General features: G+C 73.1%; 17 protein-coding genes. 10 read left to right on the top strand and 7 right to left on the bottom strand.

The features are described from left to right. The first annotated feature begins 165 nt into the window (after nt 1–165). Nucleotides 166–705, top strand: coding sequence for a hypothetical protein (locus ACFW2G_RS21680; protein ID WP_236647827.1), 540 nt, complete (start codon nt 166–168; stop codon nt 703–705). Here the strand turns inward: ACFW2G_RS21680 and ACFW2G_RS21685 are convergent. Next, complete coding sequence (locus tag ACFW2G_RS21685) at nt 695–2,596, bottom strand: protein kinase (protein ID WP_384582325.1); 1,902 nt, start codon at nt 2,594–2,596, stop codon at nt 695–697. The two genes, ACFW2G_RS21680 and ACFW2G_RS21685, sit on opposite strands and share 11 nt — an antisense overlap. A 168-nt stretch (nt 2,597–2,764) precedes the next feature. Here ACFW2G_RS21685 and ACFW2G_RS21690 point away from each other — a divergent pair, with 168 nt between their 5' ends. After that, on the top strand, nt 2,765–3,601 hold the full coding sequence (locus ACFW2G_RS21690; protein WP_384582327.1) for an alpha/beta fold hydrolase: 837 nt from the start codon (nt 2,765–2,767) through the stop codon (nt 3,599–3,601). Here ACFW2G_RS21690 and ACFW2G_RS21695 read toward each other — a convergent pair. Together ACFW2G_RS21695 and ACFW2G_RS21700 are read right to left on the bottom strand one after the other, a co-directional pair. After that, a complete protein-coding gene (locus tag ACFW2G_RS21695; protein WP_384582329.1) occupies nt 3,579–4,178 on the bottom strand; it encodes a GNAT family N-acetyltransferase in 600 nt (199 codons plus the stop codon). The two genes, ACFW2G_RS21690 and ACFW2G_RS21695, sit on opposite strands and share 23 nt — an antisense overlap. Further along, nucleotides 4,175–6,256, bottom strand: coding sequence for a penicillin acylase family protein (locus ACFW2G_RS21700; protein WP_384582386.1), 2,082 nt, complete (start codon nt 6,254–6,256; stop codon nt 4,175–4,177). The genes ACFW2G_RS21695 and ACFW2G_RS21700 overlap by 4 nt, the downstream gene beginning before the upstream one ends. 201 nt (nt 6,257–6,457) lie before the next feature. On the opposite strand from ACFW2G_RS21700, the gene ACFW2G_RS21705 reads away from it, so the two are divergent. Continuing rightward, complete coding sequence (locus tag ACFW2G_RS21705) at nt 6,458–7,162, top strand: siderophore-interacting protein (protein ID WP_384451669.1); 705 nt, start codon at nt 6,458–6,460, stop codon at nt 7,160–7,162. Nucleotides 7,163–7,242: 80 nt separating this feature from the next. Here ACFW2G_RS21705 and ACFW2G_RS21710 read toward each other — a convergent pair whose 3' ends face one another. Both ACFW2G_RS21710 and ACFW2G_RS21715 read right to left on the bottom strand, forming a co-directional pair. Continuing rightward, nucleotides 7,243–7,743, bottom strand: a complete 501-nt coding sequence (locus ACFW2G_RS21710) for a DinB family protein (RefSeq protein ID WP_037928145.1) — start codon at nt 7,741–7,743, stop codon at nt 7,243–7,245. Between the two features lie 90 nt (nt 7,744–7,833). Beyond that, a complete protein-coding gene (locus ACFW2G_RS21715; protein ID WP_384582332.1) occupies nt 7,834–8,643 on the bottom strand; it encodes a GNAT family N-acetyltransferase in 810 nt (269 codons plus the stop codon). Between the two features lie 61 nt (nt 8,644–8,704). Between ACFW2G_RS21715 and ACFW2G_RS21720 the strand changes: the two genes are divergently transcribed. The 6 genes from ACFW2G_RS21720 to ACFW2G_RS21745 all read left to right on the top strand — a co-directional run bounded on the left by ACFW2G_RS21720 (nt 8,705) and on the right by ACFW2G_RS21745 (nt 16,449). Further along, nucleotides 8,705–9,157, top strand: coding sequence for a signal peptidase I (locus ACFW2G_RS21720; protein ID WP_384451662.1), 453 nt, complete (start codon nt 8,705–8,707; stop codon nt 9,155–9,157). A gap of 207 nt (nt 9,158–9,364) precedes the next feature. Then, nucleotides 9,365–11,614 carry an MMPL family transporter gene (locus tag ACFW2G_RS21725; protein ID WP_384582334.1) on the top strand — a complete coding sequence of 750 codons (2,250 nt, stop codon included), beginning with the start codon at nt 9,365–9,367 and terminating at the stop codon, nt 11,612–11,614. A gap of 39 nt (nt 11,615–11,653) precedes the next feature. Beyond that, entirely contained in the window at nt 11,654–12,208 is a 555-nt protein-coding gene (locus ACFW2G_RS21730; protein ID WP_037928153.1) for a GNAT family N-acetyltransferase, read from the top strand. 97 nt (nt 12,209–12,305) lie between these two features. Next, the gene (locus tag ACFW2G_RS21735; protein ID WP_384582336.1) at nt 12,306–12,911 is read left to right on the top strand and encodes a hypothetical protein; all 606 of its coding nucleotides are present in this window, start codon (nt 12,306–12,308) and stop codon (nt 12,909–12,911) included. A gap of 209 nt (nt 12,912–13,120) precedes the next feature. Further along, on the top strand, nt 13,121–13,303 hold the full coding sequence (locus ACFW2G_RS21740; protein WP_384451652.1) for a hypothetical protein: 183 nt from the start codon (nt 13,121–13,123) through the stop codon (nt 13,301–13,303). A 59-nt stretch (nt 13,304–13,362) separates the two neighbouring features. Then, a complete protein-coding gene (locus ACFW2G_RS21745) occupies nt 13,363–16,449 on the top strand; it encodes an AAA family ATPase (RefSeq protein ID WP_384582338.1) in 3,087 nt (1,028 codons plus the stop codon). A gap of 47 nt (nt 16,450–16,496) precedes the next feature. Here the strand turns inward: ACFW2G_RS21745 and ACFW2G_RS21750 are convergent, their stop codons facing one another. Next, nucleotides 16,497–17,732: a PQQ-dependent sugar dehydrogenase gene (locus tag ACFW2G_RS21750; protein ID WP_384582340.1), complete on the bottom strand. Its 1,236-nt coding sequence runs from the start codon at nt 17,730–17,732 to the stop codon at nt 16,497–16,499. A 108-nt stretch (nt 17,733–17,840) separates the two neighbouring features. After that, nucleotides 17,841–18,848, bottom strand: a complete 1,008-nt coding sequence (locus ACFW2G_RS21755) for an aldo/keto reductase (RefSeq protein ID WP_037928161.1) — start codon at nt 18,846–18,848, stop codon at nt 17,841–17,843. A gap of 73 nt (nt 18,849–18,921) precedes the next feature. Here ACFW2G_RS21755 and ACFW2G_RS21760 point away from each other — a divergent pair, with 73 nt between their 5' ends. After that, nucleotides 18,922–19,869: a 2-hydroxyacid dehydrogenase gene (locus tag ACFW2G_RS21760; RefSeq protein WP_384451644.1), complete on the top strand. Its 948-nt coding sequence runs from the start codon at nt 18,922–18,924 to the stop codon at nt 19,867–19,869. The last annotated feature ends 150 nt before the right edge of the window (nt 19,870–20,019 follow it).

Here is a 20,019-nt window from a genome sequence, read left to right on the forward strand (position 1 = left end):
CGCTCCCGCAACCCCGAAAGATCACCACGCTCAACGCCCACGGTCCTCGCAACTCCCACAGATCGCGGGTGTTGCGAGGACCGCTAGAACCCAAGAGGTGCGGGGCCCCGGTCGTCTCCCGCACACTGGACGACCACGTCCGGCGGAGGAACGGGGGAGTTGCGCGTGGAGATCGGTGCGATGGTCATCGCGGTCGTCGGTGTGGTGGGCACCCTGGGCGCGGCGCTGCTCACCCAGCGCGGGGCGGAGCGGGCGAAACGCCGGGAGATAGAGATCCTGCGCGGCCATCAGGAGATCCGCGACCGTCTGACGCTGCGGCGGAGCTGCTACGCGGACCTCAACCGGGACGCCCGGCAGTTCACCACCGCGCTCAACCGGCATCTGCATGTCCTGCGGGAGCGCCCGGTCGAGGACGCGGACCGGGAGGTGCTCGACGAGGCCAAGAACGCCCAGCGCGACCGCTACTCCGAGGCGCAGATGATCGCCCCGGACGCCGTGCTCGGACCCGCGAGCGCCGTCAACCACGCCCTGAGCAGGGTCTACGGCCAGGTCAAGCGCCTGGAACGGGGCGCCCCCGAGGAGGGCGAGACGATGGCCGCGGTCTCCGCCGCCCAGCAGGAGATCTGGGGCCTGCTCCGGGAGATGCGTGCGGCCATGCGGGCCGACCTCGGGGTGTCGGACGGGACCGGCTCCGTCAGCGCTTGAGGAGGGGCGCTGCCAGAACGGCGTTGCTGCGGCCCTTGCAGCCCTCCTCCACCTTGATGCGCAGCCGCAGGGCGCCCTTGATGTCCAGGGACTTGGTGACCGGCTTGCCCAGGTGGACCAGCTCGGAGAACACCGCAGGCTTGTCGTCCACCGAGATGGTCAGCCGTGCCTGCTCGACCGTCGAGCCGTCGTCGATGCCGGCGGTGAATTCCAGGGTGGACCAGGCCCTGTTGACGTCGTACTCGATCGCCGCGCTGTAGTAGCAGCTGCCGAGCAGCGCCGCTCCGTACTCCGTGGTGTTCAGCTTCGCGGAGCCGACCTCGAAGTTGTCGGCGCCGCCCACGGAGGACAGCACGGTCAGGTCGGCGATGTTGCTGTCCTTGACCTCTCCCGGAGCGTGCGGGCCGGCGGAGCCCTCCGGGGTGGCCGGGGCCCCGGCGGCCGAACCGTCCGTCGTGGAATCCGCGGACGGGGTCGGCGAGGCCGCGGAGGGGGCGGGCTCCGGCGACTGCGGCGCGCTCGCCCCGCCGGGCTTCCCGCTCGCCGTGTTGTCCTCCTGGCCCTTGTCGCCCAGGAGCTTCACACCGACGACCGCGCCCGCGGCGAGTACGACCACGGCGAGCGCCGAGCCCAGGACCAGACCGGCCCGCCGCTTCCTCTTCTTCTGCGGCGCGGCGGCCTGCGCCTGCGCGGGCGGGGCCGGGGAGAGGTCGTACGCGGGTCCGTACCCCGTCGGCACCGAGGCCGCCGGTGCCGGTGCGGGCGCCGGTACGGGTGCGGGCTCCGTGGCCTGCTGAGCCGGCTCGGGAGCGGTCAGCGGCGCCGTGGGCGGCTCCGCAGCGCTCGGGTCGGGCGCGGCCGGGTCGGGCGCGGTCGGACGGTAGGCGGGCGGTGGTGGCGCCGCGGCAACCGCCGGGGCCGCCGTGGGCAGGGGAGGCGCGGCGGGCTGGGGCGGGGAGTCCTGGAGGGCCGCCCGCCGCGATGCCGTGGACGTCGTCGTGGTGGACACCACGGCGCGCCGAACGTCCTTCATCCACCCGGCCAGGTTCACGGGCCGCCGGGAGGGCTCCTCCGCGTACAGGGCCGTGATCCGGGCCCGTTGTTCGGCGTCCAGCAGTGCGATCTGCGGCAGTTCGGCCATCGCATGGGCCAGCTGCTGCGGAGAGGCGGGCGGCGACTCTCCGCTGAGCAGGAAGTACGCGATCGCCCCGAAGGCGTACCGGTCGGTGCCCGGGGTCCGCTTGCCCTCGAACACCTCGGGTGCCGCGTAGCCCGGGGTGAACCAGACCTCCGCCGTCTGGTGGTCGGCGGTCAGCTTGCTGAGCCCGAAGTCCACCAGGGTGGCCTGCCCGTGGGCGTCGACCATCACGTTGCCGGGGGAGAGGTCGCCGTGGACGACCTGCCGCCCGGAGGGCGTGGCCCTGCCCGAGTGCAGCCAGTCCAGTACCTCGGCCAGCTGTTCCAGGGTCCGCATGACGTCGCGCCGCTCTGCGGCGGTGGCGAGCGTCCGTTCGGCGCGCCAGTCCCGCAGGTCGAGCCCGTCGATGTGGTTCATGACGAGGACGAGCGCCCGCCCGGTCAGGGTGGACGACTCCCCGGGCCGGTGGATCGGCGGTCCTTCGAAGTGCTCCCGCACTCCCACGACACCGGGCCGGTGGACGAATCTCAGCAGTTCGGCCTGCTCGTTCCACTTCTGGCTGATGCGGTCGAAGACCTCGGGAGTGATGGTCGTCCTGGAGTCGAGCACCTTGACGACCACGGGCTCCGACCCGCCGGCGAGTTCGATCTCCGCGAGGTAGAGCACGGCCTCCCCGCCGCGCCCGATCGACCTGAGCAGGCGGTAGCGGTCCGCTGCCGCGTCCGGCCCGATGTGCAGATTCTGGCTGGTCAATTTCCCCCCAGCTGCCCTGTGTTGAGTGGGGGTCAGTCTGGCGTGGCCGGAATCGGTACGGCAATCGAAACGGTGGATCCGTACCCGCCCGGGTTTCTGTAGCGGTCGCTAGGTAAATCGGGTACGGTCTTTTCTGTATCGATCATTAGGGAAATCGGGGGTATCTCCATGTCCGTCAACACCGACGCCGTCCGCTCCGACGCCGTCCGCTCCGGAGCCGGCGCCGCGGCGTATGCGCGCACCGTCCGCACCGAGAGCGGTGGCCCCGGCCTGCTCCTCGCCCACGGCGCGGGCGGCTCCGTCGAAGCCAACTTCGGCGCGGTCCTGGACGAGCTGGCCGCCCGATTCAGCGTCGTCGGCGTCGACTACCCGGGTGCCGGCGCCACCCCGCGGGCCGAGGCGCCGCTCCTCCTCGACGAGCTGGCCGACCAGCTGGTGGCCGCCGCCGACGCCGAGGGGCTGCAGCGGTTCGCCGTACTCGGCTACTCGCTCGGCGGGAACGTCGCCGTCCGGGTCGCCACGCGGTATCCCGACCGGGTCACCGCGCTGGTGCTGACGGCCACCTTCGCGCGCGCCGACAACCGCCTCGAACTGGCCGGTGATCTCTGGAGGGCCCTCGCCGACCGCGGTGAGCCCGACCTGGCGGCCTCGCTGCTGGTCCCGCTCGTGCTGAATCCTGCGGTTCTGGAGGGCCTCTCCGCGCAGGAGGTGCGGCAGCTGGTGCGGGACACCGCCCGGACGCTGCCGCCGGGCCAGGCGGACCACGCCGCCTTGATCCGGGGGGCGGACCTGCAGGCCGAGATCGCGGCGCTCGACGTCCCGGCCCTCGTGGTCGTGACCACGCAGGACCTCCTCGTCCCGGCCGGCCTCCAGCGAGAACTCGCGCACATCCTGCCGGGTGCCCGGCTCGCGGAACTGCCCACCGGGCACCTCCCGTTCGCCGAGCGCCCGGCCGAATGGGCGGCGCTGGTCACCGCCTTCCTCAGCGAGCCCGCGGCGGGTTGAGGAAGGCGAGGCGGGCCGGCTTGGCGGGGAGGTGGACCTCGGGCAGGTCGATCTCCGGGAGGACGACCTCCGGGCCGAGCACGAACCCGGTGCGCTCCAGCCGCGTGATCGCCTTGGTGTTGCGGGAGTCCGGCTCGGCGACCATGCGGCGGCTGGCCGGATCGGCGAACACGAAGGCGATGAGGGCCTCCATCAGGTTCCCGCTGAAGCCGGGCTGCGGGCCGTCCTCGCTCGGGCCGATCAGCAGGTGCACGCCGACGTCCCCGGGCTCGACGTCGTAGCACTCGCTGATCCGGTCCTCGGCGCAGTCGTACGTCTGGAGCAGCGCGACCGGCACGCCCTCGCGGGCCATGATGAACGCGTGGTGCGTGGTGCGGCGGTCGACGTCCTCGTAGATCTCCTGGACCAGTTCGCGACTGGCCCCGCCCATGCCCCAGAAGCGGGCCCGCTCCGGTGTGACCCAGGCGTGGATCAGACCGGCGTCGGCGGCCGGATCGACCGGGGTGAAGGTGACGGTGCCGAAGCCCTCGACGAGGTGCGTGTGAACGGGCTGTCGCGCGGAGGCGGCGGTGGTCATATCGATTCCTTGGTGAGCCGGGTCCAGTCGGTGACGACCGGGACGAGTTCGCAGCGTGCCCACAGGGGGAGCTGGTCGTGGTGATGGGGGGTCCCGCCGACGCCGTCGGCGCCCAGCGGGACGACCCAGAGGCTGTCCTCGCGGCGGGCCAGGTCCCAGACGTAACGGGCGGCCGAAGCGCGGGCGGTGAGGTCGGTGAAGCCGGGCACGGAGGAAGTGGCGTTCACGCAGTCGTGATCGCCGCCGAGGCCGGGCCACTCCGGGCCGGCCGGGTCGGGGACCGCCTGCCAGGGGGCCAGGCGGTGGACCTGCGACCACGGGACGTCGAGGGAGCCCGCCGCAGCCGTCTCCTCCAGGGCCGCGCGGACGTGCGCGGCACGGTCCAGCTCCGGCAGCAGCGAGCTGTTCAGCAGGCCTTCGAGCGCGTAACCGATCTTGGGAACCAGGTGCAGCCACGGGTGGAACACGGCCGGTCCGGCGGGCGCGCCCGCCAGGTCCGCGAAGACCGGGTCGGCGGCGAGGCGCCGTACGGTCGCGGTCCGGAAGGCCGAGAAGACGGCGGCGTCGGTGCTCCCGGCCTCCATGCGCCGGTCCCAGGAGAGCAATCGCATGCGCAGTTCCCGCGCGGCCGGTGACAGCCCCTCGAAGGCGGGCAGCAGGGCGAGCAGCGGCTCGGCCGAGGCCAGATGGGTGTCACGGTGCACGTCGGCCATCGCCGTCGGGGACCAGTCCGCGGAGCCGCTGAGCAGCTCGCGGATGCGGTCCGCGCGGTGCGGTGGTGCGAACTCCACGCCGAGCGGAGAGGCGATGCCGCGCGCGTTCGCCATGACGGCGAAGCCCTGCACGGGCTCGGCTGGGGTCGGTGCCCAGCCCCGCCAGGCGTGCTCCGGCTCCCACGCGGGCACGGGGCGCAGCCGGTTCGCGGGGTGGCGCAGCGGCACGGCACCCGCGACGCGGTGCAGCAGGCCACCTTCGGTGTCGGCGGCGTGGACGACGTTGACCGGCTCGGCCCAGCCATCGAGGGCGCGGTCGATGTCGGCGACGGTACGGGCGCGCAGCAGGGCGGGCAGGGCGGCGAAGCCGAGGTCGCGGCGGACGCGGGGCGGGTAGCGCAGGGAGAGGGTCTGCGTGCTGCCGTCGGCGCGTCCGGGGTCGGCGGCGCCTGCTGCGGGGTCGGCGCCGAGGTCGCCGTCCGCGTGCACGATCACCGGCCCGCGGGCGGTCTCCAGGACCTCCACCTCGACGTCGGCGCCGCCCGCCACAGTGATGGTCTCCGTGTGGCGCGCGACCGGCTCCCAGGCCCCGTCCGGGCCGAGCGCCTCGACGGCGCCCTCCTCGTCGCGGCGCAGCCGCTCGACGTACAGGTCCTGGTAGTCGGACATGGCGTTGGTGATGGCCCAGGCGGCGGAGCCGGTGTGCCCGAAGTGCGCGAGGCCGGGGATGCCGGGGACGGCGAGGCCGAGGACGTCGTAGTCCGGGCAGGACAGGCGGATCTGCTGGTAGACGCCCGGGTCCTCGATGAAGCGGTGCGGGTCGCCCGCGATGATCGCCGCCCCGGTGGTGGTGCGCTCGCCCGGCACCATCCAGCCGTTGCTGCCGGCGATGCGGGGACCGTCGGTGGCGAAGAGGGTGAGCGTCTCGTCGCCGAGGGCGCGGGCCACGCGCTCGCGCCACAGCTTGGTGGGGAAGCCGGCGAACAGGATGTGCGTGGCGATCCAGATCGCCAGCGGCACCCATGGCTCCCACGACGAGGGGGCGAGGCCGGTCCGGGCGAAGTGCTCGTCGCGGGCGGCGCCGGCGGCCAGGCCCTCGTTGACGCCGTCCACGTACGCGCGCAGCCAGGCGGCGGTCGCCGGATCGTCGGCCACCAGGGCCTCGTGGCAGAGGCGGGCGGTGTCGGCCAGGCGGCTCTGGCGGGCGAAGCGGTCCCATGCGACGGACTCCCGGCCCAGGAAGGAGGCGCTGGAGCCCTCGGCGCGGTGCCGTTCGACCTCCAGCTGCCAGGCGCGGTCGAAGGCGGTGACGCGGCCCTGGGCGTAGGCCAGCCCGAGCTCGTCCGGCGCGCGCAGGTGGGGGATGCCCCAGGGGTCGCGGAAGACGTCATAGGATTCCGGGGTCCGCCCGCCGGGCCCGCTCCGGACGCCCGGGTACGGCTCCGGGCCGCTCTCACTGCTCACGCTGCTCACACTCTCCCCGACGTGTATTTAGGTTAGCCTTCCCTAAGTGTAGGGGTCGGGTGGGGAGGGGCGAACAGGGCGGTCGGCAAAGGGTGGGAGGGCGTGGTCCTCAGGCTGCTGAGGGGCAAGGACTTCACCTTCACGGTGACCGGGGCGGAAGACGTCACGGAGCGCTACCGCCGGGTGTCCTTCACCGACGGCGGGCTGCTGGCCGCGGTCGGTCCGTCGCTGCACCCGACGATGTGGGTGCGAGTCTGGTTCCGGAACGCGGGCAAGCCGCACCAGCGCGCGTACACGCTGGTCGACCCGGATCCCGAGACCGGCACTTTCTGCTTCGAGTTCGCGCTCCACGACGGCGTCGCCAGCGCCTGGGCGCGGCGCGCCCGACCGGGCGACACCATCGAGGCCACCGTCCAGGGCACCGGGTTCACCGCCCCGGCCCCGCCCCCGGAACGCCTGCTGGTCATCGGCGACCCCGCCTCCCTGCCGGCGGTCAACTCGCTGCTGGACTCCTTCCCCGGCCTGCCCGCGACCATCTGGTTCGAGACCCGGCACGCCTCCGACGCGGAGCTGCCGGTACGCCTGGACGGGGAGCGGCACGACATCCGCCGGGTGCCGCGCGAGGGCACGGCGTTGGCCGACCGGGTCCGGGCCGAGCTTCCGGAACTGCTCGGGGACCCGGGAACGGCGTACGTATGGCTGGCCTGCGACACGGCCACGACCCGCGCCCTCACGACCTGCCTGCGCAAGGACCTCGGCCTGCCCAGGCAGCGGGTGAACGGCCTGGGCTACTGGCGCGCGGCCTGACGTCCGAGGCGTGACGTCCGAGGTCTGTGGTCCGAGGTCTGTGGTCCGAGGCCAGTGGTCGGGCCCGGGCCCGACGGCCGTCAGACCCCGGTCACGCCGTCGATCGCCTCGCGCAGGAGGTCGGCGTGGCCGTTGTGGCGGGCGTACTCGTGGACGAGGTGGAGCATGACGAGGCGCAGCGACGCCTCCTCCTCCCAGCGCGGCACGTACACCGTCACCTCCAGGGACTCGGCGGCCGCCTCGATCCGGCGCGCGTGCCCGACCTCCTCCTGCCAGGCGGTGAACGCCTCGGCCCGGCCGGCGCCGGAGGCGTCGTAGGCGGCCTGGAAGTCATGGCGGTCCGACCACAGGTGCGGGAGCTCCTCGCCGCCGACGACACGGCGGAACCAGTGCCGTTCCACCTCGGCCATGTGCCGTACCAGGCCCAGCAGGGACAGGGCGGACGGGGGCATCGAGGCACGGCGCAACTGCTCGTCGGTGAGGCCCTCGCACTTCCGGGCGAGGGTGGCCCGGTGGTAGTCGAGGAAGGCGCGGAGGGTCTCGCGTTCGTCCCCGGTCAGGGGCGGGCTGATGCGTTCCATGCCCGCGATCCTGCCCGTCGGCCCCTGTGTTGCGGAAGCCACATCCTCCTCCTCATCCTCCGGCCGGCCGGCCGGTCGGTCGGAGCGGCCTCAGGCCGCGTCCCGGCCGGGACGCGTCCAGATGTACGGCACGGTCACGCCCATGACCCCGAAGCCCAACCGTTCCAGGATCGGGCGGCTGTCGTCCGAGGCGTCCACCTGGAGGTAGGGGATGCCGAGCTCCGCCGCCACGCGGGCACGGTGGGCGACCAGCAGGCGGTAGACGCCCCGGCCGCGCCATCGCGGGATCGTGCCGCCGCCCCACAGGCCGGCGAAGGCCGTTCCCGGCCGCATCTCCATCCGGGCCGCGCTCACCGGGGTGTCGCCCGCCATCGCGACCACCGCCGCGACGGTCTCCGGCTCGTCGCGCAGGCGACCGAGCAGCGCCTCGCGGATCCGGGGCCGCTCGGTACCGAAGGCCCCGGCGTGGACCTCCATCATCAGGTCGACGCCGGCCTCGTCCGTCACCACCCGCAGGGTGATCCCCTCCGGCGGTTCCACCGGCAGGCGCGCGAGCTCGGCCACGCGGCCCACCATCAGAGTCTCCGGCGGCTCCGGTACGAAGCCCGCTGCCCGCAGCCGGTCCCCGAGGTCCGCCGGCCCGTCGTGCGTATACAGCTTCCACTCGAAATCGGGGCAGCCGCGCTCGGCGAAGAACGCCACCTGCGCCGCGATCTGCGCATCCGCGGTCTCCTCGTCGAGGTCCGACCAGAGGACGCCGTTCCACCCGAGGCCGGGCACGCTCTGCCGGACGACCCGGCCCACCCGCTCCACGAGGGCGTCCCCGCCGTCCGGTCCGGCACCGAGACGCACCTCGGCGTCGTAGCGGGCACGTACCCTCAGCAGCTCATCAAGATCCATCCTCATCCGCCCAGCCCACCACCGTCCGGCCGGCCCGAGCAACTGCATTAGCCTCACCAGCGTGAACGACAGCCTCACCAGCGTGAACGACGACCTCACCATCTACACCGGCAAGGCCGCCCCCGACGCCGCCGCCGACCGCGGCTGGCTCCTCGGCCACTTCAAGGACCCGGCCGATCCCCGTCACAGCGAGGACGTGGAGATCAAATGGGGGGTGCACCCCCGGGGCGAACGACGGGAGCGCTGGGCGACCGCCGAGAAGCGCACCGCTCTGCTGGTCCTGATCAGCGGACGTTTCCGGCTGGAGTTCCCGGGCCGGACCGTCGTCCTGGATGAACAAGGGGACTACGTGCTTTGGGGCCGCGGCGTCGACCACTCCTGGTACGCGGAGGAGGACGCGGTCGTCCTCACCGTCCGCTGGCCCTCGATTCCCGGCTACCGGGTGGACGAGCCCGGGGACCGGGCCGACGCTCCGTCCCCGGAGGCCCACGGCCGGGCCCCCGCCGGGAACTGAGTTCCCGCGCACCCCCGGCCCTGCTGTGATGATGCACACGAAAACGGCCAACGATCACGAAACGTTGAGATCGTGGGGGTTGCAGACCATCTGGGCCGAACCGCGGGGCGACCCTCCGGGCCTTCGGCCGGGCCTTCACGAGTTCACGCGTTCTTTGCGACGGGCTGTCTCCCGGTAAAGATCCGAACCCACCAGGGAGCACGTCCGTTGGCAGTCTTCGCGCGGTGGTGCATGCGCCACCGCCTCCTCGCCGTCCTGATCTGGCTGCTCGCCCTCGGCGGGACGGCGGCGGCCGCAGTGACCGCCGGAGCGGCGTTCTCCAACAACTACGAGGTTCCCGGCACCGAGTCCGGGAAGGCGAACGACCTCCTGCGGGAAGGCTTCCACGGACAGGGCGGCGATACCGACACCATCGTGTGGCGGGCCCCGGAGCATCAGAGCGCACGCACCCCGGACATCGAGCAGCGCATGACCCGGGCACTGGACGCCGTCGCCGCACTGCCAGGTGTCGGGTCGGTCGCCGGACCCTACGGACCCGGCCCCGAGAGTGTCGCGCGCATCAGCCCCGACGGTCGCACGGCCTACGCCGTGGTGACCTTCGACCAGCCGGCCGACTCCGTACCCGGCGAACAGGCCCGGGCGGTCGTCGACACCGCGAAGAACCCCACCACCGAGGCAGACGGACTCCAGGTCGAGCTGGGCGGCCGCGCCATCCAGCTCACCGAGGCGCCGACCGCGCACCTCGCCGAGGTCATAGGCGTGGCCGTCGCGGCCCTCGTCCTCTACCTCGCCTTCGGCTCGCTCGCCGCGAGCCTGCTGCCCATCGCGACCGCCCTCGTCAGCGTCGGCACCGCCTACTTCGGCATCACCCTGCTCGGGCATGCGATGCCGGTCGCCGACTTCGCCCCGATGCTCGGCACCCTCATCGGTCTCGGCGTCGGCATCGACTACGCGCTGTTCATCGTCACCCGGCATCGCAAGGGCCTCGCGAGGGGCCTTCCGGTGGAAGAGGCGGCGGTCGGCGCCGTCGCCACCACCGGCCGGGCCGTCGTCTTCGCCGGTGCCACCGTCTGCATCGCACTGCTCGGCATGCTGGTACTGCGGCTGAACTTCCTCAACGGCGTCGCGATAGCCGCGTGCGTGACTGTCGTCCTGACCGTCGCCGCCTCGGTCACCCTGCTGCCGGCACTCCTGTCCTTCATCGGGATGCGCGCCCTCTCCGGCCGTGCACGCCGCAGGCTCGCCGCCGAGGGCCCGCAGCCCGACCGGACCTCGGGCTTCGCCGCCCGCTGGTCCGCCTTTGTCGAGCGCCGCCCCAAGCTGCTCGGTGCCGTCGCCACCACCGTCATGGTGGTACTGGCCCTGCCCACCCTCTCCCTGCACCTGGGCACCTCCGACCAGGGCAACAACCCCGCCGGCTCCACCACCCGGCAGGCCTACGACCTGCTCGCGGAGGGCTTCGGGCCCGGTGCCAACGGCCCGCTCACAGTCGTCGCCCGCCTGGATGGCGCCGGAGACCGGCTCGCCGTGGACCAGCTGGCGCAGGCGCTCCGCACGACGCCGGGCGTCGCCTCCACCGGTCCCGCCGTCTTCAACCGCAGCGGCGACACGGCCGTCCTGACCGTCGTACCGGATTCCGCCCCGCAGTCCAGGGCCACGAGCGACCTCGTCGACACCCTCCGCCAGGACGTCGTTCCGCGCGCCGGCCAGGGCAACTCCATGGAAGTCCACGTCGGCGGCGTGACGGCCGCCTACGACGACTTCGCCGAGGTCATCATCGGCAAGCTGCCGCTCTTCGTCTCCGTGGTGATCGCCCTCGGCTGTGTGCTGCTGCTGTTGGCCTTCCGGTCCATCGGCATCCCGCTGAAGGCGGCGGCCATGAACGTCACCGCCGTCGCCTCCTCCTTCGGCGTCGTCGTCGCGATCTTCCAGTGGGGCTGGGGCAGCGAACGGCTGGGCCTGGGCAGCGCCGGCCCCATCGAACCCTTCCTGCCCGTGATCATGGTGTCCGTGCTCTTCGGACTCTCCATGGACTACCAGGTGTTTCTCGTCAGCAGGATGTACGAGGAATGGCTGGAGACCGGCGACAACAGGCGAGCCGTACGCGTCGGCCTCGCCGAGACCAGCCGGGTCATCAACTCGGCCGCCGTCATCATGATCTCCGTCTTCCTCGCCTTCGTGCTCAGCGGCGACCGGATCATCGCGATGTTCGGCATCGCGCTCGCCGCGGCCGTCGCCCTCGACGCCTTCGTGCTGCGCACCCTGCTGGTCCCCGCCCTGATGCACATGCTCGGCGGCGCCAACTGGTGGCTGCCCGCCTGGCTCGACCGGCGACTGCCCCGAATCAGCATCGAGCCCCCAGAACACCGACCGCATGCGAAACTTCCGGCACAGCGGTCCGGCGTCGTCCCCGCCACGAGCGAGGACGACGCCGAGCCCGCGCCAGCCTCCCGGTGATCCGGCGTACCGCCGCACGAGACCCAAGGAAGAAGCCGCATGTTCTCGATAGACCTCGCCGAAGGCGCCCAGCTGTTCCCGCTGGAGGCCCGGCACGCGGAGGAGTTCTACGCGCACATCGAGCGCGGACGCGAGTTCATCGGGCAGTACGTCGGCTTCCCGGACCGGTCCCCGGATGTCGACTCCGCCAGGGACTTCCTGGCCAAGTACGCCGTGAAGGCCGGTGAGGACGGCGCCCGGTTCTTCGGCATCCGCCTCGACGGCACCCTCGTCGGCGGCGTGCTCTTCCCCAACTTCGACGCCGCCGGCGGGAACTGCGAGATCGGCTGCTGGCTGGAGCCCGCCGCGGCCGGCCGCGGCCTGGTGACCAAGGCCTGCCGGGTCCTGATCGACTACGCCTTCGCCGAGCGCGGCATGCACCGCGTCGAGTGGCACGCCGCCACCGGCAACAAGAAGAGCCTCGCCGTCGCCGAACGCCTCGGCATGACCCGCGAGGGCGTCCTGCGGGAGAACTACCTCCACCGGGGGGTCCGCCAGGACACCGAGGTGTGGTCGATCCTCGCCCGCGAGTGGGCGGACGCCCGCACCTCCTGAGGCACGCAACCCGGGCCCCGCCGGCCGCGGGGTCCGGTACGGGCACGGCCACCGGATCCTCAGGCAACTCTCAGACGCGACCCCTACGGTGCCCCGCATGGACACCACGAAGACCCCCGCCCCGAACGCCGCCGAGGCCGACACCCCGGTCGGCCCCGACACGAGCGGGACCCCCCGAGCCGCCGCTGCCCAGGCCGACGCCGGCCCTGCCGCGACGGCCGACCCCGCCACGGCGCTCGCCGGCTCCGAACTCGACGACGAGCTCGACGACGACTTCCGCGAGGAGGAAGCCGACGTGGAGCAGCCGAGCCAGGTCGGCTCCGCTGCCTTCGCGATCGTCTCCGCCGGTCTTTCCGTGGTCGCCCTCAGCGGGAGCTGGGTCGCCGGCATCGTCTCCGAGCGTGCGAGCATCGCCGCCCGCCTGGAGCTGAGCCAGGCGGCCGACGCGAACGCGCAGATCGCCGCCCAGTTCGTCAACCCCTGGCACACCACCGCGATGGTCAACGGCGTCTTCTCGGCCCTCGCCCTGATCATCGCCACCTTCGTGCTGGCCCTCCCCGCCTTCGGCACCCCCGAGCGCACCCTCCCCGCCTGGGTGCGGTCCGTCTCCTGGGCCGCCATCGGCCTGGGCGCACTCGGGGTACTGCTCTTCGTCCTCATGTACTTCGACCTCCTCCTGGCCGTCCCGAAGGCGGCGGGGTAGGGCCCGTCCGGCGGATCGCGGCCCCGGCCGCCGCACAGGCCCCGGTCAGCGCCTTAGACGCCCCCGGACCGTCCCGCGCACCGCGCCCGGGACTAAGGACTCCGGAACCCCGCGGATGCGGCATGCGACCGATGTGCCGGTACCCCCTGGGACGCGAATCTCGGATCACACCGATCGAGGTGCCGGGAAACACGACCAGGGAGTACGAGATGTCCGAACACGAGATCGCCGCAGCCGCCCGCACCGCCGACCTGCTCCGTGAGGCCGCCGCGTACCGGGTGGTCCGCGAGGCCCGGAAAGCGCGCGGCGCCTCCCCGCGCGGCCACGAACCCCGGGAACGGGTGACAGGGTCCGGACCCCGCGGCACCCGCTGCGCGCCCCGGCCCGCGTGAACCGGCGAGCGATGCGGAGCAGACCCGTATCGGGTGCCGCCGGCCGGGGACTCTGTGCGATGCTCGGCGACGTGGAGACCAGATCTGTCAGCCCGGTGTTCGTCGGCCGCGCCGACGAACTGGCCGTACTCACCGGCGCACTGACGCGCGCAGCGGTCCGGGAACCGCAGGCGATGCTCGTCGGGGGAGAGGCCGGGGTCGGCAAGACCCGCCTCACCGAGGAGTTCCTCTGCGAGGCGGACCGGCGGGGCGCCGTCGTTGCCGTCGGCGGCTGCGTGGAGATAGGGGCGGAGGGACTTCCCTTCGCCCCGTTCTCGACGGCGCTGCGCACCCTGCACCGGCTGCTCCCGGAGGAGATGGCCGCCGCGGCCGCGGGCCAGGAGGACGAACTCGCCCGGATCCTCCCCGAACTCGGCGACACCCCCAGGGGTCCGCACGACGAGGAGAGCACCGCCCGGCTCTTCGAACTGACCGCCCGGATGCTGGAGCGGCTCGCCGCCGACCGGACCGTCGTCCTGGTCCTGGAGGACCTGCACTGGGCGGACACCTCCACCCGGCACCTGCTCTCCTACCTCTTCCGCACCCTGGGCAGCGGGCGGCTCGTCGTCGTCGCCACCTACCGCTCGGACGATGTCCACCGCCGCCACCCGCTGCGCCCGCTCCTCGCCGAACTCGACCGGCTCCGCACCGTTCGGAAGATCGAACTGTCCCGCTTCAACCGCGCGGAGGTGCGCCGCCAGCTCGCCGGCATCCTCGCCGCCCAGCCCGACGAGGACTTCGTGGACACGGTCTTCGACCGGTCCGACGGCAACGCCTTCTTCGTCGAGGAACTCGTCGCCTGCCAGGAGAGCGGCTGCCGCACCGGACTCACGGAATCCCTGCGCGACCTCCTGCTCGTCCGCGTCGAGATCCTCCCCGACGAGGCCCAGCGTCTGGTGCGCACCGTAGCCGAGGGCGGCTCCACCGTGGAGTACCCGCTGCTGCGCGCCGTCGCCGGGCTCACCGAGGACGAACTGATCGAGGCGCTGAGGGCCGCGGTCGGAGCCAACATCCTGCTCGCCACCCCGGACGGAGACGGCTACCGCTTCCGCCACTCGCTGGTCCGCGAAGCCGTCAGCGACGATCTGCTGCCCGGCGAGCGAGCCCGGGTCAACCGCCGCTACGCCGAGGCGGTGGAGGCCGACGCGCACCTGATCCGGGCCGAGGAGCGGGTCATCCGGCTGGCCAGCTACTGGTACACCGCCAACGACCCCGCCAAGGCGCTGCCCGCCGTACTGGCCGCCTCCGTCGCGGCCCGTCGCCGCCACGCCTACTCCGAGCAGCTGAACCTGCTGGAACGGGCGCTGGACCTGTGGGACAGCGCCCCGCAGGAGGTCCGCGAGGACCTTCGCCCGGCCGACTACACCGAGGTGTACCCGCCCTGCGGCTGCGACCCGGCCACCACCCCGCTCCGTCGCCTCGACCTGCTCGCCGAGGCGACCGTCGCGGCGCGCTACGGAGGAGAACGCGAACGCGCCCTGAAGATCACGAAGACGGCGCTGCGCCTGCTGGAGGAGCACTCCGACCCGCTGCGCGCCGCGTGGTTCTGGACCGAACGCTCCCGCCTGGTCGCCTCCCTCGGCCGCGGCGACGGCTGGGAGGAGATAGCCAGGGCCCAGGAGCTCGTCCGGGGGCTGCCCCCGTCCCAGGTGCACGCCGAGGTCCTGGTCAGGGCAGCGAGCTGGGGCATGCTCCACAAGCCGGGACCGGGCAACCTCGCCGCTGCCGAACGGGCGGTCGAGTACGCGCGGATGGTCGGCGCGGCCGAGACCGAGCTCAACGCCCGGATCACGGTCGGCGCGCTCCTCACCGACGCCGGTGACGGCCGGGGGGGCCTCGCCGAGATGCACGCGGTCCGGGAACGGGCCACGGAACTCGGTCTGGCGCTGCTGGCAGGACGTGCGCATATCAACCTCACCTCTCACCTGGAAGGCCTGGGGCGGTCCCGTGAGGCCGTGGAACTGTGCGAACAAGGGGCCGAACTGGCCCGGAGGTCGCGGCTGCTGGACACCGAGGCCTGGGTGTCCGGGAACATGGCCGAGAGTCTCTACAGCCTCGGCCGCTGGGACGAGGCCGCCGAAGCCGCCCGGTGCACCCTGCAGGTGGGCCAGAGCGCGGCCCCGCGCGGCTCCGCCTCCGCACGGCTCGGCTACCTCGCCCTGGCGCGCGGCGAGTTGACCGAGGCGACCCACCAGCTCGCCACCGCCCACGCTCACTTCGGCACACACGAGACCCAGCCCCAGCACCGGATCCCGCTGCACCGGCTGGCCATCGGGATCGCCGCGGGGGAGGGCCGGATCGCCGACGTCCGCGCCGAGACGTCCGCCGCCGTGGACCACGGCTTCCCGCTCGGGCACCACCGCTATGCCTGGCCCCTGCTGCTCGCGTCCGCCTCCGCCGAGGCGGACGCCCGCGGGCTGCCCGCCGCCGGAGCCGGCCGCGCCGCCGCCCTGGAGGTGCTGCGCACCGCCGCCCGGACCCTCGCCACGCCGGCTCCGGTGTGGACCGCCCACGCCGAGTACCTGCGGGCCGAGCTGCTGCGGGCCGAGGCCCGGGACACCGTCGCCGACTGGCGTGCCGTCGAGGAGTCAGTCCGCCCGCTGGAGCGCCCGTACCTGCTGGCCCGCGCCCGCTACCGGCTAGCCGAGGCGCTGCTGGCCGCCGGCGACCGGGAGCCGGCGGCCGCGCTCCTCCGTGAGGCCCACGCCACCGCGGACCGGATCGGCTCACGCCGGCTGAGCGAGGACCTCGCCCTACTCTCCCGGCGCGCCCGGATCCCGCTGACCACCGACGCCACCCCCTCTACGGATCCCGAACCGCATCCGGACCCGGCCGAGGCCCTCGGCCTGACCAGCCGCGAGCGGGACGTGCTGCGCCTGGTGGCAGCGGGCAGCACCAACCGTCGGATCGCCGAGGAGCTCTTCATCTCGCCGAAGACGGCGAGCGTGCACGTCTCCAACATCCTGTCCAAGCTGGGTGTCGCCGGCCGCGGGGAGGCGGCCGCCCTTGCCCACCGGCTGAGGCTCTTCACGCCGCCCGGCCCGGTCGGCCCGCCTGCGGAGGAGCCGGTCGGCGACCGCCTCCGGGCTCCTCGCCCCGGCGGGTGAGCCCCCTGCCGGATCCGGGGTGTGCCGGCCCCGCCCGGGCGCCCCGCTCACCGCACCGTCAGCGTCAGGATCCTGTCGTCGCCCGCCTCCGGCGACCCGCGCCCGTCCGTCTCGCTCGTGACCAGCAGCAGCCGGTCACCGCCGAGAGCGATCACCGTCCGCAGCCGGCCGTACTCGTCCTGCAAGAACGCCTCGGGTTCGGCGACCGGCTGCGTCCCGGACAACGGGATCCGCCACAGCCGCGCCCCCCTCAGCCCGGCCATCCATATCGACCCCTCGGCCCAGGCGATACCGCTCGGCGAGGCCTCGTCGGTCTTCCACACCGCCACCGGGTCCCGCATGCCGGGCCTGCCCGCCTTCCCCTCGGCCTCCGGCCAGCCGTAGTTCGCTCCGGGCTCGATCAGGTTCAGCTCGTCCCAGGTGTTCTGGCCGAACTCGGCCGCCCACAGCCGCTTGTCCTTGTCCCAGGCGAGGCCCTGCACATTGCGGTGCCCGTAGGAGTAGACGACCGAATCGGCCTCCGGATTGCCGTGCACCGGATCGCCGTCGGGGGTCATCCGCAGGATCTTGCCACCGAGCGACTTCAGGTCCTGCGCGAGACCGGTGACACCGGTCTCGCCCGTCCCCGCGTACAGCATCCCGTCCGGGCCGAAGGCGATCCGCCCGCCGTTGTGGATCAGCCCCTTGGGGATCCCGCGGAACACGGTGTCCGGAGCGCCCAGTTGCTGCCCGGGGGGTCTCTGCTCGTCATACCGCAGCCGTGCGATCCGGTTGTCGGAGGCGGTCGTGAAATAGGCGTACACCAGACGGTCCGAGGCGAAGTCGGGAGACAGCGCGAGGCCCAGCAGTCCGCCCTCGCCACCGGGATCCACGCCCGGGACCTCACCGATCTGCGTCACCGCACCCGATCCGGCCGTGACCCGGCTGATCGTCCCCTTGTCCCGGGAGGCGACCAGCAGATCGCCGCCCGGCAGCGGGGCCACACCCCAAGGCGATTCGAGGCCCTTGGCGGCCTCGCCGGTGACCGACACCGCCCCCTTCGCGGACGGCCCGGACACCGACGGGGACGCGGCCGCGGTCCCCGACGGTCCGGGCGAACCGGTCCCCGCCGCCGTCGTGCCCGGTGGGGAACCGCCCCGCCCGGTGTCCGGGGCGCCGTCCGGAGAGCATCCCGTCGCGAGCAGCGCCCCGCACCCGGCCAGCGCGACCGCCGCCAGCACGCTCCGGCGCCGCGCGCCCCGCCCCTCGGACCCCGCCTGCCCGGGAGAACTTCCGTATCGCATCGCCCTGCTCCCTTCCGGTCCTCCGATCCTGCCCTTCACCCGTCTCAACAGCCGGGGCAGTTCCCGAAGTTCCACCACTCGTACACCCGATCGAGTGGGTTTGGGCGGTCAGTCCCAGGCTCCCACGTCCACCGGAAGGTCCGCGATCTCGGCCAGGTCCGCGGCCGTGAGCCGTACCTGCGCCGCCCGTGCGTTCTCCACCGCCCAGTGCGCGCGGTCCGCGCCCGGCACCGGCACCACCTGCGGCCCCTGGGCCAGCACCCAGGCCAGAGCCACCTGCGCGACCGTGACCCCGGGACCGTGCCGCCGCGCGACCCGCCGCAGCCCCGCCACCAGCACCTGGTTGGAAGCCATCGCCTCCGCCGTGAACCGCGGGTGCCGGGCCCGGACGTCCTGCGGCTCGAAACCCTCGCCCGGTGTGAGTGTGCCGGTCAGGAAACCGCTGCCCAACGGCATCGCGGCGAGGAACCCCACCCCGCGCGCCGCACACCACGGCAGCAGTTGCCGCGCCGCGTCCGGCGACCACACCGACAGCTCCGCCTGCACCGCGCTCACCGGGAACACCTGCTGCAGCCGCTCCAGGTGGCGCAGCGTCGTCCGGTAGCCGCGGTCACCGCGCCGCCCCGCCCCCGGGCCGGCACCGGCCCCCAGTGCGCAGAAGCCGAGCGCCCGCACCTTCCCCGCGCCCACCAACTCCGCCATGGCCCCCCAGGTCTCTTCTACCGGAACCTCCGGGTCGACCCGGTGCAGCTGGTAGAGGTCTATGACGTCCGTGCGCAGCCGACGCAGCGAGGCGTCGCACGCCCGCCGCAGGTACCCGGGCCTGCCGTCGGCCACCACGTGCTGGTCGCCCGCTCGCAGGCCGACCTTGGCCGACACGAATGCGTCGGATCGCCGCTCGCGCAGCACCCGTCCGAGCAGCAGCTCGTTGGTGAACGGCCCGTACACGTCAGCGGTGTCCAGCAGGTTCGACCCGAGGTCCAGCGCCGCGTGCACGGCGGCCAAAGACTCGTGCCCCCGGCGCCGAGAAGGCGCGTACGCCCAGCTCATCGGCATACAGCCGAGGCCGACGGCGCCCACCCTCAGCGCCCCCGCCCCGATCGACCTGCGCTCCACCCCTGCGTCCCCCTCCGCTCCGGGCCACCAAACTAACGGCTTGATCAAGACGGCTTGGCATAGCCTCGTGATCATGACTGCAACGCCCCGGGACGTCTGGCTCCCCTTCCCCGCCGAAGAGGTCGCCGGCCTCCCCGACTCCTTCCGGTACCGCCAATGGGACGGCGAGGACGCCTTCCCGGCCGATCCGGCCGACTGCGTCTTCTACGTGGCCCCCTACATGAAGTCCGCCGGGGTCGCCGTGCGCCCGCTCGCCGAGATGCCCGCCGTCGAGGTCGTCCAGACCCTGACGGCCGGAATCGACGACGTGCTGGGCCGCCTCGGTGCCCTGCGCCCCGGCGTACGGCTGTGCAACGCCGCAGGGGTCCACACGGCCAGCACCGCCGAGCTGGCCCTCGCGCTGACCCTCGCCTCCCTGCGCGGCATCCCCGGTATGGTCCGCGGGCAGGACCGCGAGGAATGGCGCTCCGGCTTCTACGACGCACTCGCCGACAAGTCAGTTCTGATCATCGGCTACGGATCCATCGGTTCTGCCGTCGAGGACCGTCTCGTGCCCTTCGAGTGCGGGCGGATCGATCGCGTGGCCCGTGCGGCGCGGACCACCCCGCGGGGCCCGGTGCACGCCGTCGCCGACCTGCCCCGGCTCCTGCCGCACGCCGATGTGGTGATCCTCGTGACCCCCCTGACCGATGCCACCCGTGGTCTGGTGGGTGCCGAGTTCCTCGGCCGGATGAAGGACGGGGCCCTGCTCGTGAACGTGTCGCGCGGCCCCGTCGTTGACACCGGGTCGCTGCTCGCGGAGGTGGCGTCGGGCCGGCTGCGCGCGGCGCTCGACGTGACCGACCCGGAACCGCTGCCCGCCGGCCACCCGCTCTGGCACCTGCCGAACGTCTTGATCACGCCTCATGTCGGGGGCAGCAGCTCCGCGTTCGAGCCGAGGGCCAAGCGCCTGCTGGCACGCCAGCTCACCCGCTTCGCCGCCGGAGAACTCGTGGAGCACACCGTACTGATCACAGGATGACCCCCCCTCTTTTGCGTACGCTCCGCAGCCATTCGAATGCGGGCGGTCGTCACAACTCCCCGCGTGGTAACGGAGAGTAGAGCAACTATGTCCCTGAGTGACGAAAGTGGTGTATCGTCCGGGAGAAGGGGCTGCGCCGCGAACGTCTGG

It is taken from the genome of Streptomyces sp. NPDC058880 (assembly GCF_042742535.1).
Classification (GTDB): domain Bacteria; phylum Actinomycetota; class Actinomycetes; order Streptomycetales; family Streptomycetaceae; genus Streptomyces.